Annotated in this window: 16 protein-coding genes and 1 pseudogene; 5 read left to right on the top strand and 12 right to left on the bottom strand. The window is 60.3% G+C overall.

From position 1 onward, the window contains the following. Window positions 1-20: 20 nt before the first annotated feature. Both hisC and hutC read right to left on the bottom strand, forming a co-directional pair. Window positions 21-1,130 (bottom strand): histidinol-phosphate transaminase, encoded by a 1,110-nt coding sequence (hisC, locus tag FJ934_RS17870; RefSeq protein WP_246671551.1) that lies wholly within the window; start codon window positions 1,128-1,130, stop codon window positions 21-23. 98 nt (window positions 1,131-1,228) lie between these two features. Beyond that, window positions 1,229-1,990 carry a histidine utilization repressor gene (gene hutC, locus FJ934_RS17865; protein WP_140610897.1) on the bottom strand — a complete coding sequence of 254 codons (762 nt, stop codon included), beginning with the start codon at window positions 1,988-1,990 and terminating at the stop codon, window positions 1,229-1,231. Between the two features lie 502 nt (window positions 1,991-2,492). On the opposite strand from hutC, the gene FJ934_RS17860 reads away from it, so the two are divergent. Genes FJ934_RS17860 through FJ934_RS17850 form a run of 3 tightly spaced genes read left to right on the top strand, consistent with a single transcriptional unit; the run spans window position 2,493 to window position 5,041 of the window. Further along, window positions 2,493-3,251: an ABC transporter substrate-binding protein gene (locus FJ934_RS17860; RefSeq protein ID WP_181165662.1), complete on the top strand. Its 759-nt coding sequence runs from the start codon at window positions 2,493-2,495 to the stop codon at window positions 3,249-3,251. A 36-nt stretch (window positions 3,252-3,287) separates the two neighbouring features. Continuing rightward, window positions 3,288-4,256 carry an amino acid ABC transporter permease gene (locus tag FJ934_RS17855; protein WP_246671547.1) on the top strand — a complete coding sequence of 323 codons (969 nt, stop codon included), beginning with the start codon at window positions 3,288-3,290 and terminating at the stop codon, window positions 4,254-4,256. Continuing rightward, a complete protein-coding gene (locus tag FJ934_RS17850) occupies window positions 4,253-5,041 on the top strand; it encodes an amino acid ABC transporter ATP-binding protein (protein ID WP_281407615.1) in 789 nt (262 codons plus the stop codon). The genes FJ934_RS17855 and FJ934_RS17850 overlap by 4 nt, the downstream gene beginning before the upstream one ends. A 203-nt stretch (window positions 5,042-5,244) precedes the next feature. Here the strand turns inward: FJ934_RS17850 and FJ934_RS28040 are convergent, their stop codons facing one another. Both FJ934_RS28040 and FJ934_RS28445 read right to left on the bottom strand, forming a co-directional pair. After that, window positions 5,245-5,415, bottom strand: a complete 171-nt coding sequence (locus FJ934_RS28040) for a hypothetical protein (RefSeq protein WP_181165661.1) — start codon at window positions 5,413-5,415, stop codon at window positions 5,245-5,247. Then, window positions 5,414-5,594, bottom strand: a pseudogene (locus FJ934_RS28445) (hypothetical protein); the annotation flags it as partial. The gene FJ934_RS28040 and the pseudogene FJ934_RS28445, both read right to left, overlap by 2 nt. Window positions 5,595-5,638: 44 nt before the next feature. Here FJ934_RS28445 and FJ934_RS17840 point away from each other — a divergent pair. After that, on the top strand, window positions 5,639-7,114 hold the full coding sequence (locus tag FJ934_RS17840; protein WP_348642498.1) for an inorganic triphosphatase: 1,476 nt from the start codon (window positions 5,639-5,641) through the stop codon (window positions 7,112-7,114). Between the two features lie 168 nt (window positions 7,115-7,282). Here the strand turns inward: FJ934_RS17840 and FJ934_RS17835 are convergent, their stop codons facing one another. Further along, window positions 7,283-7,546, bottom strand: coding sequence for a hypothetical protein (locus FJ934_RS17835; RefSeq protein WP_140610895.1), 264 nt, complete (start codon window positions 7,544-7,546; stop codon window positions 7,283-7,285). A gap of 200 nt (window positions 7,547-7,746) precedes the next feature. Between FJ934_RS17835 and FJ934_RS28680 the strand changes: the two genes are divergently transcribed. Continuing rightward, complete coding sequence (locus tag FJ934_RS28680; protein WP_281407614.1) at window positions 7,747-7,881, top strand: hypothetical protein; 135 nt, start codon at window positions 7,747-7,749, stop codon at window positions 7,879-7,881. Between the two features lie 141 nt (window positions 7,882-8,022). On the opposite strand, the gene FJ934_RS17830 is transcribed toward FJ934_RS28680, so the two are convergent. The 7 genes from FJ934_RS17830 to FJ934_RS17795 all read right to left on the bottom strand — a co-directional run bounded on the left by FJ934_RS17830 (window position 8,023) and on the right by FJ934_RS17795 (window position 13,485). Further along, the gene (locus FJ934_RS17830) at window positions 8,023-8,241 is read right to left on the bottom strand and encodes a hypothetical protein (protein WP_246671546.1); all 219 of its coding nucleotides are present in this window, start codon (window positions 8,239-8,241) and stop codon (window positions 8,023-8,025) included. Window positions 8,242-8,635: 394 nt separating this feature from the next. Beyond that, window positions 8,636-9,415: a 3-methyl-2-oxobutanoate hydroxymethyltransferase gene (locus FJ934_RS17820; RefSeq protein ID WP_246671545.1), complete on the bottom strand. Its 780-nt coding sequence runs from the start codon at window positions 9,413-9,415 to the stop codon at window positions 8,636-8,638. Window positions 9,416-9,472: 57 nt separating this feature from the next. Beyond that, window positions 9,473-10,264 carry a TIM barrel protein gene (locus tag FJ934_RS17815; RefSeq protein WP_140610893.1) on the bottom strand — a complete coding sequence of 264 codons (792 nt, stop codon included), beginning with the start codon at window positions 10,262-10,264 and terminating at the stop codon, window positions 9,473-9,475. Window positions 10,265-10,270: 6 nt separating this feature from the next. Beyond that, the gene (locus FJ934_RS17810) at window positions 10,271-10,579 is read right to left on the bottom strand and encodes a MocE family 2Fe-2S type ferredoxin (protein WP_140610892.1); all 309 of its coding nucleotides are present in this window, start codon (window positions 10,577-10,579) and stop codon (window positions 10,271-10,273) included. Between the two features lie 11 nt (window positions 10,580-10,590). Continuing rightward, window positions 10,591-11,550: a sugar phosphate isomerase/epimerase gene (locus FJ934_RS17805; protein WP_140610891.1), complete on the bottom strand. Its 960-nt coding sequence runs from the start codon at window positions 11,548-11,550 to the stop codon at window positions 10,591-10,593. Further along, a complete protein-coding gene (locus FJ934_RS17800) occupies window positions 11,547-12,551 on the bottom strand; it encodes a Gfo/Idh/MocA family oxidoreductase (protein WP_140610890.1) in 1,005 nt (334 codons plus the stop codon). The genes FJ934_RS17805 and FJ934_RS17800 overlap by 4 nt, the downstream gene beginning before the upstream one ends. An 88-nt stretch (window positions 12,552-12,639) precedes the next feature. Further along, window positions 12,640-13,485, bottom strand: a complete 846-nt coding sequence (locus tag FJ934_RS17795) for an ATP-binding cassette domain-containing protein (protein ID WP_140610889.1) — start codon at window positions 13,483-13,485, stop codon at window positions 12,640-12,642. Window positions 13,486-13,515 lie beyond the last annotated feature (30 nt).

The following is a 13,515-nucleotide window of genomic DNA, read 5'->3' as shown; positions in this document are numbered from 1 at the left end:
GCTGTCCCGCGCCGCTTGCCTCATCTCGACATCCACGCCGCCGCCGCTGTGAGCAGGGCCTGGGTATCTGCGGCCGTCCCCGTTGTGACACGCACCCCCTCGCCATGAAAACAGCGCACCGCTATGCCGGCCGCATGCAAGTGAAGGGTCAGCGCCCCCGCCTCCTCGCCGACCGCCAGCCATACAAAATTGGCTTTCGAGAGCGCAACCTGGAACCCAAGAGCTGCGAGACCTTCAGACATGCGCCGTCTCTGCTCAACGCTGGCCGTTATTCGCGCCGTTACCACGTCCCCCTCGGCAAGCGCGGCAAGTGCCGCCGCCTGCGCGGTCATCGGCAACGGAAAGGGCGGCGCAACCGTGTTCGCCGCGGCAACGATACTGCGATCCGCGAGGCAGTAGCCGACCCGCATGCCGGCAAGCCCCCAAGCCTTGGAAAAGGTGCGCAGCACGACCAGGTTTCGATGTCGGGAAAGACGTCGCGCGGGAGAGGATGCAACCATGCCCGCCTCGTCGGCATAGTCGGCATAAGCCTCATCGAGGATAACGAGCGTTTGCGCGGGTATGGCATCCAGCAAAGCCTCCAATTCAGCCGGCCCAAGCATGGTGCCGGTCGGATTGTTGGGATTGCAGATGATCACCACTCGCGCCTGGGACCTGCAGGCGTGGAGGATCGCTGCCATGTCTAACCGATGGTCGCTGTCCAGCGGCACTTCCAGGAGGCGCGCCCCCGCTCCGCCGACAATGATCGGATAAGCCTCGTAGGAGCGCCAGGCGGTGATGACCCTGTCGCCCGGGTCGCAAAATGCTCGGACGAGCTGGTCCAGCATGGTGACCGAGCCCGCGGATACCGCAATCATGTCGGAGGGCAAGCCATGCCGGCTTGCCAACGCTTCCACCAGCATTTCGCCACGCAGGTCCGGATAGCGGTGTGCACCCGCCATTGCCCTTGCCACGGCGGCCTGAATGGCGGCGCTGGGTGGGTCCGGCGCCTCATTGGAGCCGAGCCTGTGCGCAAAAACGACGCCTTGCCCCGCCCGCCCCCGACCGTAGCTCGGCAATCCCGCCAGCCGGCCGCTAGGCCTAGGGGCCTCAGATCCCTGATCGCCAACGGCAAAGATTGGCTCCCACATGACGACATCCATTGCACATAGTTGTATAGGTGACTTAGATATCTTTCACTTGCCCTGCAACTGTCAAGACGGGTGAGCGTCGCCTCCGAGAGCACTAACTAGCGACCAAAGGACATGCGCGCGGCAAGACTGAAGCGAGAGCCCGGATGCAGGAAGCGTGCGCTGGATGCAATCATACCGCGCGACCATGTGCGGCGGCGCAGCAGAAGCAAGGGCTCTCCCTGCTTCATTTCGAGCAACTCACAGTTGAACTCGTCAACCAGGACGGCCTGGATGATATGCTCGACCTCCTCCAGGGGAGCAACGGCCATCAGATGAACATAGGGCGTTATTTTTGTGAAGTCTTGCTCCAGATAGTCCGGAGAAAACTGCGGGTTTACGTATCTGTCTTCAATCTGCAGCGGCCTTCCATTCTCTCTATGAACCAACAGCGAATGAAATACCGTGGTGCCTGGCACCACATTCAGTTCCGTCGCGATATTAAGGTCGCTATCGACCTCCTCCATCTTGATGACATCAGTCGTATGGCGATTGCCGCGCGCTTCGATCTCGGACTGTATGTTGCGCAATTCCATGAGCGTGGATTGACCCTGGCGGGCGGCGACGAAAGTGCCGGCACCCTGTCGGCGCACAAGAATGCCTTCGGCGGAGAGATCCCGCATGGCAATATGGATTGTCATGCGGGAGGCGCCCAACTGCTCTGAAAGACGCGATTCAGACGGGATTCGATAGCCTTCCTGCCATTCCCCCGAATTAACTTTCTCCAAAACATGGTTGCGCACCCGCTGCCCCAGCGAAACTCCGATCTCGCCATTGCCGTGGGTCAATTCCTTCTCGGTCCTAGTCGTCGTCTTGCTCATGTCGCCACTTGCCGATGCGTTTGAGATCGAATGTGTCCACATATTAGTACAAGTTGATCATCTGTGTCAGAATAAAACTGGCCTCCCGCTATGATCGCGCTTGACAAGGCTGATTCTGGAAAGTTGTATATATTGCTATAGGTGTCTTGCCTCTGACGTGCGGCCGGAGTGAAGGATTCGATGGAAAGATCGATAGGTAAACTTTGTCTTCGCCTGCGGCACAAGGGCAAACGCCTGGAACCAGAGAGCTTGAGGCCGGGAACATCGTGCGCCTACCGAAGAGTGAGGCGTTAGCGACGGTCAGCCGCCTTCACCGGTCAAAAACTGCGAGCTTCAAGACGGCATCAACAGGGGAGATAAACGCATGCGCAATGAACATTCTAGTCGAGCTCGGTTCGCCTCGAGCATCGCGGCGGCTTTGTTTTTGGCTGGATCGATACTTGCGGGCTCGGCTCACGCCGAAAGCGCTATCTCAACCAAAATGGATCCGAAGCTCAACGCCATGCTCCCGGCCAAGCTGAAAGACGCCGGAACGATCAGGGTCGCCAGCAACGTCGAATATCCACCATTCGAATATTACGACACGGACAACACCACCATCATCGGTCTCGACAAGGATCTGGCGGAAGCAATCGGCCAGAAGCTCGGGGTCAAGCTGGAATTCGAGAATATGAGCTTCGACGCCATTATTCCCGCGCTTGCGGCCAAGCGCTACGACATGGCGATGTCGGCGATGACCGACACCGACGAACGTCGCAAGAAGGTCGATTTCGTCGACTATTTCACCTCCGGTGGAGGCTTCCTGGTCAAGAAGGGCAATCCCAAGAACGTCCACAGCCTCGCCGATATCTGCGGCGTCACCGCCGCCATCGACAAGGGCACCACGGAAATCGAGGATGCCAAGAAGGCTTCCGAGGATTGCGTGAAGGCCGGCAAGGCGGAAGTCAATGCCAAGGTCCTGCCCGGCACCAGCAAGATCGTCCTGGCGTTGCAGTCGGGCCGGGCCGATGTTGCCATGATAGACACCTCCGCGGGCGCCTATATTTCGCAACAGCACAAGGGCGCCTTCGAGGTGCCAGGCACTTCCTATGCGCCGCGGCCCTACGGGCTGGTGCTGCCGAAGGAGTCCGACGAGCTGACCAAGGTATTGCAGGCCACCGTGCAGGCGCTGATCGATGAAGGCACCTACGGCAAGATCCTGGCGAAATGGGGCCAGGAGGTCGGCGCCATCAAGCAGGCCACGATAAACGACGGCAAGTAAGGGGCCACCCGGCAGCCAAAATCCTGGGAGTTCGCCATGTCCATCAAGGAGACCGGTTCTACGGAAATGGGCGGCGATCCCACGATCGACCTGGTAATCAGGCCGGCCCGGCACCCATGGCGCTGGGTGGCCGTCGCCTTCGTAGCGCTGCTTGCGGCCTTGACGGTGCACACGTTCTTCACCAATCCCCGCTTCGAATGGTCCGTGGTGGGGCAATACTTTACCTCCGACACGATCCTGCTGGGAGTGCGGCGCACGCTCGAGCTCACGGCCATCGCCATGGTGATGGGCGTCGTGCTCGGCGTGATGCTCGCCGTCATGCGGCTATCCCCCAACCCGGTCCTGTCGGGCTCCTCATGGCTGTTCGTGTGGTTCTTCCGTGGCTCGCCGCTGCTGGTGCAACTGCTGTTGTGGTACAACCTCTCGGCGCTGTTTCCGAACATTTCGCTCGGCATTCCTTTCTTCGGTCCGGACTTCGTCCAGCTTGACGCCAACGCGCTCATCACCCCCTATATCGCGGCCATCCTTGGCCTCGGCTTGAACGAGGCCGCCTACAGCGCCGAGATCATCCGGGCGGGCATCATCTCCATCGACCATGGCCAGACTGAAGCGGCCCAGTCGATCGGCATGTCGCGTTGGCGGCTCTTGCGGCGTGTTGTGCTGCCGCAGGCGATGCGCGTCATCATCCCGCCGCTCGGCAACGACACCATCAACATGCTCAAGATGTCGGCGCTGGTCAGCATCATCGCCGTGCCGGAACTGCTCTTCGCGGCGCAGACAATCTATACGCGCACGTTCGAGACGATCCCCCTGCTGATGGTCGCGGTGATCTGGTACCTGATCATCGTCTCGGTGCTCAGCGTCATCCAATATTACATAGAGCGTCACTACGCCCGCGGCAGCAGCCGCAACCTCCCTGCCACGCCATGGCAAAGCATCGGCTCCTTTCTCGGGCTATTACGCGCCCGTCCACTCGCGGCCAGCGAGAAAAGGAGGCCGTCATGACCCTTCAGACAAGGCCACAGAGCAAGCTGATGGTGCAGGCGACAGGGATAAGAAAATCCTTCGGCTCTCTAGAGGTTCTCAAGGGGATAAACCTGTCCGTTTCGAACGGTCAAGTGACATGTCTGCTCGGTCAGTCCGGTTCGGGTAAAAGCACCTTTCTGCGTTGCATCAACCACCTCGAGCGTATCGACCATGGCCGCATCCGAGTGGACGGCGAACTGATCGGCTATAGGGAGCACAATGGCTACCTGCAGGAAATGCACGAGCATGAGATAGTGCGCCAGCGCATCCACATCGGCATGGTGTTTCAGCACTTCAACCTGTTCCCGCACATGACTGTTCTCCAAAATATCATGGAGGGACCAGTCGGAGTGAAGCGGCAAGCACGCGAGGAAGTGAAAGAACATGCGCATGCCATCCTGAAGCGGGTCGGTCTCGTTGAAAAGGTCGACGCTTATCCCCGCCAGCTTTCGGGCGGCCAGCAGCAACGCGTGGCGATCGCGCGCGCCCTCGCCATGCAGCCCAAACTCATCCTCTTCGACGAGCCGACCAGCGCACTAGACCCGGAACTGGTATCGGACGTGCTCGATGTGATGCGCGATCTGGCGGAGAGCGGCATGACGATGATCGTGGTGACCCACGAGATCGGCTTTGCTCGCGAGGTGGCTGATCGCATCGTCTTCATGGCGGGCGGCGAGATCATCGAGGAAGGAAGGCCAGCGGACGTGCTCGGCAACCCCTCTCATCCTCAGACGCAATCCTTTCTCGCCAAAGTGCTTGCTTAGGTAGAGGCTTGTAGCAGACCTTTGAGCAATTCACTCCGACACCGACCGTGGCACTCAGGATGGTGAGATAGCCATATCGGCTTCGCCACATGATCGGCTTCGAAACACAGAAACTTTCTTCAGGCGATAAGGTTGCTTCGGCCGTTTTTTTAGGATGTCATGATGGCGCATATGGCGCACGAACTCGTCCACAAATACGATATTCAAGTGGACGAGGCGCGTCGCGGGTCGTTGAAAGTCCCGCCCGGCCAGGCCAGCACCATGGTCTGACGGCGAGATTCCGACTGGCTACAAACAGGCGTCCCCACAGCTTGCGTCCAGGCAAAGAACAGGAGCAGGACGATGAAATCGCGCAGGTCGAGAATCTCGGTCAAGTGCCTTTTCCCGATCCCAGCGTGCTTGCGCTGCCGCAAGGATGGTCTCGGTTTCCGCCAGCCCGGCTTCCACGCGGGTCTGTCTGTCGGCCACTTCGATGCCGATCGCTGCCTCGCGGCCAATGATACCGCACCTTGAGCGCCTGGCGGCGGCGCAGGATGTCCTCGACCTCGGCCGGCTTGAGATCCGGACGCAGCTGGTCCAGTTGTTTGTGACAGGTTTATGACGCACAATGCGAAGCGACGCTGCGCCGAGGACACTATGCAGGAAACGGAACTGAAGCTCGAGCTTTCGCGGTCGGGTGCGGGATCGCTCCTCAAGAAAAATCCGTTCGGAGCCTCGCCCACCATTCTCCAGCAAAGATCGATCTATTTCGACACCCCGGGAAGGGACCTGTCCAAGCGCGGCCTGTCGCTTCGCATTCGCAAATCGGGAAATGAACGGATACAAACCGTCAAAGCCAGCAATGACGCCGCGGCCGGATCGTTCGCACGCGAGGAATGGGAGCGGCCGGTCGCCGACGATATTCCGGTGCTTGACGATCCGCAGATCCGAGGCCTGCTTGCGGAGGCTGGCCCAAGGCTGGCGCCCTTGTTCGAGGTTCATGTCAAACGGCATCGTTGGAATGTGACGGACAGCGGCGCCACAGTCGAAGTCGCCTTGGATCTTGGCAAGGTCGTTGCAGCCGATCGCGAGGCGCCGGTCTGCGAGATCGAGTTGGAAAAGAAGGTAGGCTCGCCGAAGGCGCTGTTTGCGCTCGCCCGGAAAGTCGACCTGATCACGCCGGCGCATCTCGGGGTGCTGAGCAAAGCAGAACGGGGTTATCGTCTGCTTGACTCGGCGCCGGGTGCTGTGAAATCGGCGGCGACCCCGCTCTCGTCCGAGATGAGCGCGGCAACGGCTTTCGCGCGTATCGCCGCAGCCTGTCTCAGACAGTTTCGTCTGAATGAAACGGCGCTGGGCTGGTCCCACGATGCAGAGGCCCTGCACCAGGCTCGTGTGTCGCTGCGACGGCTGCGATCTCTGTTTTCGATCTGCAAGTCCCTGTTCGACGACAGCCGTTTCGACCACCTGCGGGAAGAATTTAAATGGCTTACCTCGGAACTTGGCGATGCGCGCAATATTGACGTGATGATCGACCGCGCTTCGAGCGAGGCTCTTTCAAGCCGTCTTCAAGATGCGCGCGACGACGCCTATGTGGCGGTCGAAGCATCGCTCTCCTCGGTGCGCGCCCGCTCGTTGATGATCGATGCCATCGAGTGGATCTCCATCAGAGACTGGCGAACCCAATCGGACGAGCAGTCGTTAAGCGATTTCGCCTCGAGTGTCTTTGATAAATTTTGGAAAAAGGTGGCGAAGGGCGGCAACAACCTCATTGATGCCGATGACGAGACCCGCCACAAAGTGCGCATTGCCGCAAAGAAACTGCGCTACGCGGCGGAGTTCTTTGAACCCCTTTACAACAGCAAGGCGGAAGTCAAACGCCATCGACGATTCATCGAGGCGATGAAGAGCCTGCAGGATCAGCTCGGCAACCTCAACGATATCGCCACCGCCCCCGATTTGCTGGCAGCGCTGGAGCTTTCGGATGTGGCCGGTGCGAAGGATCTCTTCAGCGCCGAGGAGAAATCCAAGCTTCTCGATGACGCCGCGGAAGCACACGACACCTTTGTCAACACTAGGCGCTTCTGGCGTTGAGGCAGCATGCAGAGCGACGAAGCTGCAGCACCGGCTAGCCCGGACAACATGCTAGTTGGCGGATGTCAGCCAACCCACATCCTATGACCTCGTATGGTCTGGCGAACCTATGAGCGAAGCAGCTAGGGTTCGGAACGAAAGCGACCGTCGCGCCGCCTAGCACCGCGCCTAAGGCACTGCGCTCGACAACATTAGAACGATGCCGACCGCTATCATTAGCAGGCCTGGCCAGTTGCGCGAGAAGCCGAGAAACCCGAACCCACGCCGTCGCGGTTCGAGAGTTGGGCCAGGCGTTGCCAGCCTTGAGGCCGACCGGTCGGCTGGAGTGCCGAGCGGTGCCAAATTGCTGAGCCGGCCGTATGAGAGTGCCGCGCCTGCCATGTAGACAATGCCGGCGACGATGAGTAGCGCACCGATGAGAATGACAGTCAATTTTCATCCTCCTCTGTTTAGCTTTCCAAGCCTGGCCCGCATATGAATGAAAACGGTCGTGACGGCTGTCAGTTCCGGCAGGAGCGCCTTATCGGCTTGGACGTGTCGCCTGAATCGAACGGAACGGGCCCGGTGAACGCCGGAGGTCTGCCGTGGGGAACAAAGCTAGGCTGATCATTGAAGCCGTGTCGGAGGAATCATTGGCCGAGGCGGATTACTACGCCAGAAAGTGCGGCATCCCTCTTGAAGACGCGTTGCGGACCATTGAAGGTGCCTACAGTTCCAAGCCTGACAAGAGCAAGAAACCAAAGCGCGGCAAGCGCAGCAGGCACTGATCAGGGCCGGCCGTCCTTTTTGGGCAATCAGTAGTGCGCGACGCACCTGCGAAGCAGTTGTTACCGCTGTGCCCCAAGAAGCAGCCGACCAATGATCGGTCATAGCCTCAAGGAGCAGACGCCAGCCCTGACCCGTTCGTGTCATCTGCGATCAGGCAAGTCCGTCCCTATCCGCAGACGCTCCATATAGGCTCGATAGGCAAAGCTGCGGTCACGCTTCTTGCCGGTCGTTTCGACGAGAATGCCAGCTTCAGCCAGCACTTCGATCGCGCGGGTTGGCGTTGACTTACTTGCATCAATCATCTTCGCCGCCCCCGCGTCTCTCACAATGCTGCTTTCAGTGCCAGAAATTTCGAACATGAACCTGTTTTCCGTAAAATGTCCGATTTCCGGCTCATTTCAGATCAAAGCGCACATGTTAGCTGGGTTTCCGCTGCGCCTTTCGATCAAGAATATAATTGCGAAAGCAGTTCTGCATTTCTTTGAAGGACCTGAAGCCAAGGCGCGGAACGAGGCGAGACAGGGTTGTCGTGGAGACGTTGCACCGGCGTGCGATCGAGGCCGACTTCTCGAAGGCGACGTAGTCCGGCTCTGCAAACATCATACGGGTGACAGTTTCCAATTCGTCGGAAGGATGAGTTCCCGCTTGGCAATCAGCGTTTTGAGTTCATCGAGCGTCGGCGCCCTGGTGTTGCGAACCACGACTTGTCCGGCATCCGCTCGTGATGAAATGGGTAGCCCCAAAGGCATTGTTTCACCGTTTTGCTGCTTGCATGAAGCTGTCGAACTCGGCATCCCCAATCGAAACGGTATGTTCGTAACCGGGGTACCGGCCGGAATCGACGTCGGCCTTGTATTCCCTGAAGGCCGCAACGCGCTCGTCCTGGATCTTTTGCAGCTCCGGGCTGAGGTTTCGGTATACCTTTCCGTGCCGCGGCTTGTGGTTCTTGCCGTAGCCGCAGACATCTTCGGTGAACAGATACTGCGCATCCGCATATCTGCCGGCACCCATACCGAGCATGACCAGCGATGAGTTTTCGGTCAGGAATTTCGCAACGCGGTCGGGCACGACTTCCAACTCCGCCCCGAAGACGCCGATCTCCTCCAGTCTCTTCGTATGTCGCCAGAGGCGGAGCGCTTCGTCCGCCGTCTTGCCGACCGCTCGCCAACCCGTCCAGGTGATGTAGGAAGGGATCAGGCCGATATGGCCGACGACAGGGAGGTGGTTGTCGCAAAGCGCCTTCTGGATATCGTAGGACGCGGCACAGTAGAAGGCGTCGCCTCCGATGCCGGCAAAGTGGAAGGCCGCACGCAGATAGTCCTCCGCCGTCGCGAGCGGACGGCCGGCAAAACTGCCCCAGCCGCCATAAGGCAGACCGACCTGCACGAAACAGTTGCCGGCTGCATCCCGCATTTCCTGATCGAAATACCGGCCTTCGATCGAAAGCATGTGAATGCCCGCTGCCGCTGCTGCCGCGGCTTCGTCGGGCGTGCTGACGAAGAGCATGGAGATCTTCTTTCCATTCCGCTTCATCTTTCGGATGTCCTCGACATGAGGACGGTTGTGATACATGCCCATGGTCAGCCTCCCCTATAGTTCATCGCTCACCGTGAACGCCCGCCGGAAAGCGTCCAGCGCCGCCCCGGGATCGTGTTGGGCAAACGCTTCCAGACCCACTGGCCCGCGATACCCCATGTCGAACAGGGCTCTTGCGATGTAGGGCCAGTTCATCTCGCCCGTTCCCGGCTCGCAACGACCCGGGTTGTCGGCCACCTGCACCTCGCCGATGAACGGCAGGCACTTCTCGCACCAGCGCACGATATCGCCTTCGCCGATCTGCGTGTGATAGAGGTCGAGATTGATCCGCAGTTGGGGTCTGTTGATCGACGACACCAATGCCAGCACCGATGCCGTCGAGCCAAACGGGCAGCCAGGGTGGTCGAGCAGGTTCAGATTTTCGAGCGTGAAGACGACACCTTCGGCCTCGGCCATGTCGCAGATGCGGTTCAACGTGTCCCGCGCCTTCAGCCACATCGGACCGGTCTCGACGTCGGTCTTGACGATGGGAATGCCACCCTCGCCGAGCCCGGTGCCGTGCAGGTTCAACCGGGCAATGCCGAGGCGCTTTCCAACCCTTGCGGTCTCGAGCGCCGATTTCAGGAGAATGTCGGCGCCCTCTTCGTCGGCGAGCCGTCCTTCGAGATAGCCGTTCATGATCGTGAAGGTTGCGCCTGTCTTCTCGAGCGCCGCGAGGTCATGGTCCGGCCAATTCCACAATCCGACGCCGAAACCCATTTCATGCAGCCGCGCGACGCGCCAAGCCATCGGACGATCGCGCCAAAGCATTTCGGCGCAGGCTGCCAGTTGGAACGGTTGGCTCATGACGGCTCAAACCTCGACCATGACGCGGCCGTTCTCGACCTTCGTCTTGTAAATCCTGAGGTTCTCGCAGGCCGGTGGCGTCTCTACCTCGCCGGTCGTGAAATCGAAAACGGAAGCGTGCTTGGGGCACTCCACCGTGTTGCCCATGACCAGGCCGTCGGCAAGGTGGATCGCCTCGTGCGTGCACAGTCCGTCAGTGCAGTAATATTCATCGGCGTCGTTGCGGAAGATTGCGAAGGCCCGGCCGCCATTGTCGAACCGCCTGGCTTCCTCGGCTTCGATGTCATCGGCGGCGCATGCGTCGACCCAGGGCATTGAGTGTCTCCTCAGATATTTTGTGGTTTGAAGTCCGCGGGGGCTGATGGCATCACGCCCTGGAGCAGCGCGACGGACTTCTCCAGCCCCTCGAGCGAATTGAGAAGTACGTCCTCGTGCTCGATGGAAAGCCAGCCGTCATAGCCAGCCATCTTGAGCCGATAGCAGAACTGCCGCCACCACTCCTGGCCATGGCCGAACCCAAGCGTGATGTAGCTCCAGGAGCGGGCCGGAATGTCCATGAGGCTGCCATTCTCGAGCAGCGAGGTCGTGGCCTGAACGGGCCGGTTGAGCATCGTATCCTTGGCGTGAACATGGTACACGGCCTCGCCCAGCGCCTCGGCGGCGGCGAGTGGGTCGGCGCCCATCCAGAACAGGTGCGAGGGGTCGAGATTGGCGCCCACGACAGGCCCGACCGCTTCTCGCAATTTCAGAAGCGAGGGCACGTTGTATACGCACTGATTGCCGTGCAGTTCGAGTGCGATGCGCTCGACACCGTTTTCCTTCGCCAGCGCCACTATCTCGGACCAGAACGGGATCAGCCTGTCTTCCCATTGATATCTGAGAATGGTCTGCGTTTCCGGCGGCCAGGAGGAGACGACCCAGTTTGGCAGGCTGTCGCTGGCGCTACCGGCCGGCAGACCGCTCATCGTGCAGACGGTGCGGATGCCCATTTCGCCGGCGACGCGGATCGTGTCTTTCAACCCCTCGCCCTGGGACGGATCGGTCGGATGCAGCGGATTGCCGTTCGCGTTCAGGCTGATGATCTCCAGCCCGCGTTCCTCGAACGCTCCGGCGAACCGCTTCTGGGCTTCCCTGTCGCCCAGCATGGACGACAGCCGGAAATGCGGGGCGGTCGACCAGCCACAGGTGTTCACCTCGATGCCGGATACCCCCATGCGCCGGGCATGATCGAGCACGGCGTCGAACGGCAGGTTGCCGAGACTGTCTGAAACGAAACCCAGCTTCACGCGTAGAACTCCGGCTTTGCAATCATCTGGATGGGTGTGTGACGGGCCTCCCTCAGCGCCACCACGCCAGCCTCGGCAACGACGGCGGCGCAATAGCCGTCCCAGCAATCCGAGGCGATCGCGGGGAACTCGCCAGTCATCACGAAGCGAAGGAAGTCGCGGTTCTGGCGGCGATAGGCGTCGTAATAGCGGGTCCGCCAGTCTGCGTCGTAGCTTGTGTTTTGGGTGAGCGCGGACTCGGTGCGGGTGTACGCAACATTATTCGTCGCAACGGCTCCCCGCTCGCCGATCAGCTCGGCACGGACGTCATAGCCATAGGCTGCGTTGTTGTTGATCTCGATGTTGACGAGCTGGCCGTCCACCGTTTCCAGCACCATCACGACGGGCGCGACCCGCGCGTCCGAGCGTCTCGGCTGAAATGCGGAAATAGAGGCATATTCCGTCCCCAGCACGTAACGCACGACGTCGAATTCGTGCGGGGCGGAATTGGTAATAGCCATCGCACCGGTGAAATCGGCTGCAGGCGTTTCAACATTGCGGTGGAAATTATGCATCATCAGCGCCCGGCCGAGGTGGCCATCATCCAGTGCCCGCTTCATCTCCTGGTAGGAACGATCGTAACGCCGCATGAAGCCGAGCTGGACGAACTTCGCCCCCGCCTTCTGTTCGGCTTCCATCACCGCGACGCAGTCAGCCGAGGCTTGTGACAGGGGCTTTTCGCACAGCACCCGCTTGCCGGCGGCGATGCAGGCCATCGCAAGCGGCGCATGCGTGAAATCGGGACTCGCAATGATGACGGCGTCGACGTCTTGCCGCGCGATGGCGTTCTTGGGGTCGGTCGCAATGTCGAAGGCCCCGCACGCATCGGCGACGCGGCGAGCGCGCTGCTCATCCATGTCGCAAACCAATTGAAGGGTTGCGCCGGGCAGTTCCTCCGCGACTACCTTGGCATGATCCGCGCCCATCAAGCCGGCGCCGATTACTGCAATACGAACTGTCATTTCTGTCCTGTTTTTGCTTTCGAGTTTACGGGGCCGCGACAAGCGGCGAGATGAAGCCGAGCCGGACTGGATAGCCTCCCAAGGAGGTCTAGTAAGCGGCTGGGACCTCCAGCACCTGCGGGGACGGCGGATGCCCCTCATGGGTCTCCATGTAACCCTCAACCTGCGCTTCGAGGTCAGCCATGGTCTCGCCGCCAGCCATCAGATCTGTGATCTCCTCGCGGGACTTTTCGCCCTTGCGGAAATCGGCGGCGATGGCGCCACGGATCAGCACTGCGAAATGATCGCCGACAGCCATGGCGTGCATGACCTGGTGAGTAATGAAGACCACCGCCAGGCCGCGCCTCTTGGCCTCGTTGACGATACGCAGCACGTGCGAGGCCTGCTTGACGCCGAGCGCGGCGGTCGGCTCGTCCAGGATCAGCACACGCGCTCCAAAATACACGGCGCGGGCAATGGCGAGCGACTGGCGCTCGCCGCCCGACAGGCCCCCAACCAAGCGGTCACCGTCATCAATACGGGTGATGCCGAAATCCCGCACCGCTTTCACCGCGATTTCGTTGGCGCGCTTGCGGTCGTAGATCCTGAACGGTCCCCAACCTTTGGTCGGCTCGACCCCAACAAAGAAAGACCGCCCTATGCTCATCAGCGGGAACGTGCCGCCGAACTGGTGCACCGTGGCAATACCCCGCCCCTGCGCGTCACTCGGTCCGACGAAAGTTACTGGCTGACGGTCCATCAGTATCTGCCCGCTGGTGGGCTTATGGACACCAGCCAAGGTCTTGATGAGGGTCGACTTGCCGGCTCCGTTATCGCCGAGCAGACAAAGCACCTCGCCCGCACGCACCTTGAGCGAAATATCGTGCAGGACGTCGATTGGGCCGAAGGATTTGTTGACGTTCTTCAGTTCGAGAATGGCAGGTTTGTCGTTCATGGCGTGCTCAGCCCTTCATATCGCGCCCGG

This window comes from Mesorhizobium sp. B2-4-12 (genome assembly GCF_006441575.1).
In the GTDB taxonomy this organism is placed as follows: domain Bacteria; phylum Pseudomonadota; class Alphaproteobacteria; order Rhizobiales; family Rhizobiaceae; genus Mesorhizobium.
Note: the sequence above shows the minus strand (reverse complement) of the source record. Positions and strands in the feature narration are given on the sequence as shown.

What these genes read in the sequence shown, in the direction of transcription:
- FJ934_RS17795 (WP_140610889.1), bottom strand. Translation starts at nt 13,485, where the DNA reads ATGAACGACAAACCTGCCATTCTCGAACTGAAGAACGTCAACAAATCC.
- FJ934_RS17860 (WP_181165662.1), top strand. Translation starts at nt 2,493, where the DNA reads ATGCTCCCGGCCAAGCTGAAAGACGCCGGAACGATCAGGGTCGCCAGC.
- hutC (WP_140610897.1), bottom strand. Translation starts at nt 1,990, where the DNA reads ATGAGCAAGACGACGACTAGGACCGAGAAGGAATTGACCCACGGCAAT.
- FJ934_RS17855 (WP_246671547.1), top strand. Translation starts at nt 3,288, where the DNA reads ATGTCCATCAAGGAGACCGGTTCTACGGAAATGGGCGGCGATCCCACG.
- FJ934_RS17800 (WP_140610890.1), bottom strand. Translation starts at nt 12,551, where the DNA reads ATGACAGTTCGTATTGCAGTAATCGGCGCCGGCTTGATGGGCGCGGAT.
- FJ934_RS17840 (WP_348642498.1), top strand. Translation starts at nt 5,639, where the DNA reads ATGACGCACAATGCGAAGCGACGCTGCGCCGAGGACACTATGCAGGAA.
- FJ934_RS17830 (WP_246671546.1), bottom strand. Translation starts at nt 8,241, where the DNA reads ATGTTCGAAATTTCTGGCACTGAAAGCAGCATTGTGAGAGACGCGGGG.
- FJ934_RS17820 (WP_246671545.1), bottom strand. Translation starts at nt 9,415, where the DNA reads ATGAAGCGGAATGGAAAGAAGATCTCCATGCTCTTCGTCAGCACGCCC.
- hisC (WP_246671551.1), bottom strand. Translation starts at nt 1,130, where the DNA reads ATGTGGGAGCCAATCTTTGCCGTTGGCGATCAGGGATCTGAGGCCCCT.
- FJ934_RS17850 (WP_281407615.1), top strand. Translation starts at nt 4,253, where the DNA reads ATGACCCTTCAGACAAGGCCACAGAGCAAGCTGATGGTGCAGGCGACA.
- FJ934_RS17810 (WP_140610892.1), bottom strand. Translation starts at nt 10,579, where the DNA reads ATGCCCTGGGTCGACGCATGCGCCGCCGATGACATCGAAGCCGAGGAA.
- FJ934_RS17815 (WP_140610893.1), bottom strand. Translation starts at nt 10,264, where the DNA reads ATGAGCCAACCGTTCCAACTGGCAGCCTGCGCCGAAATGCTTTGGCGC.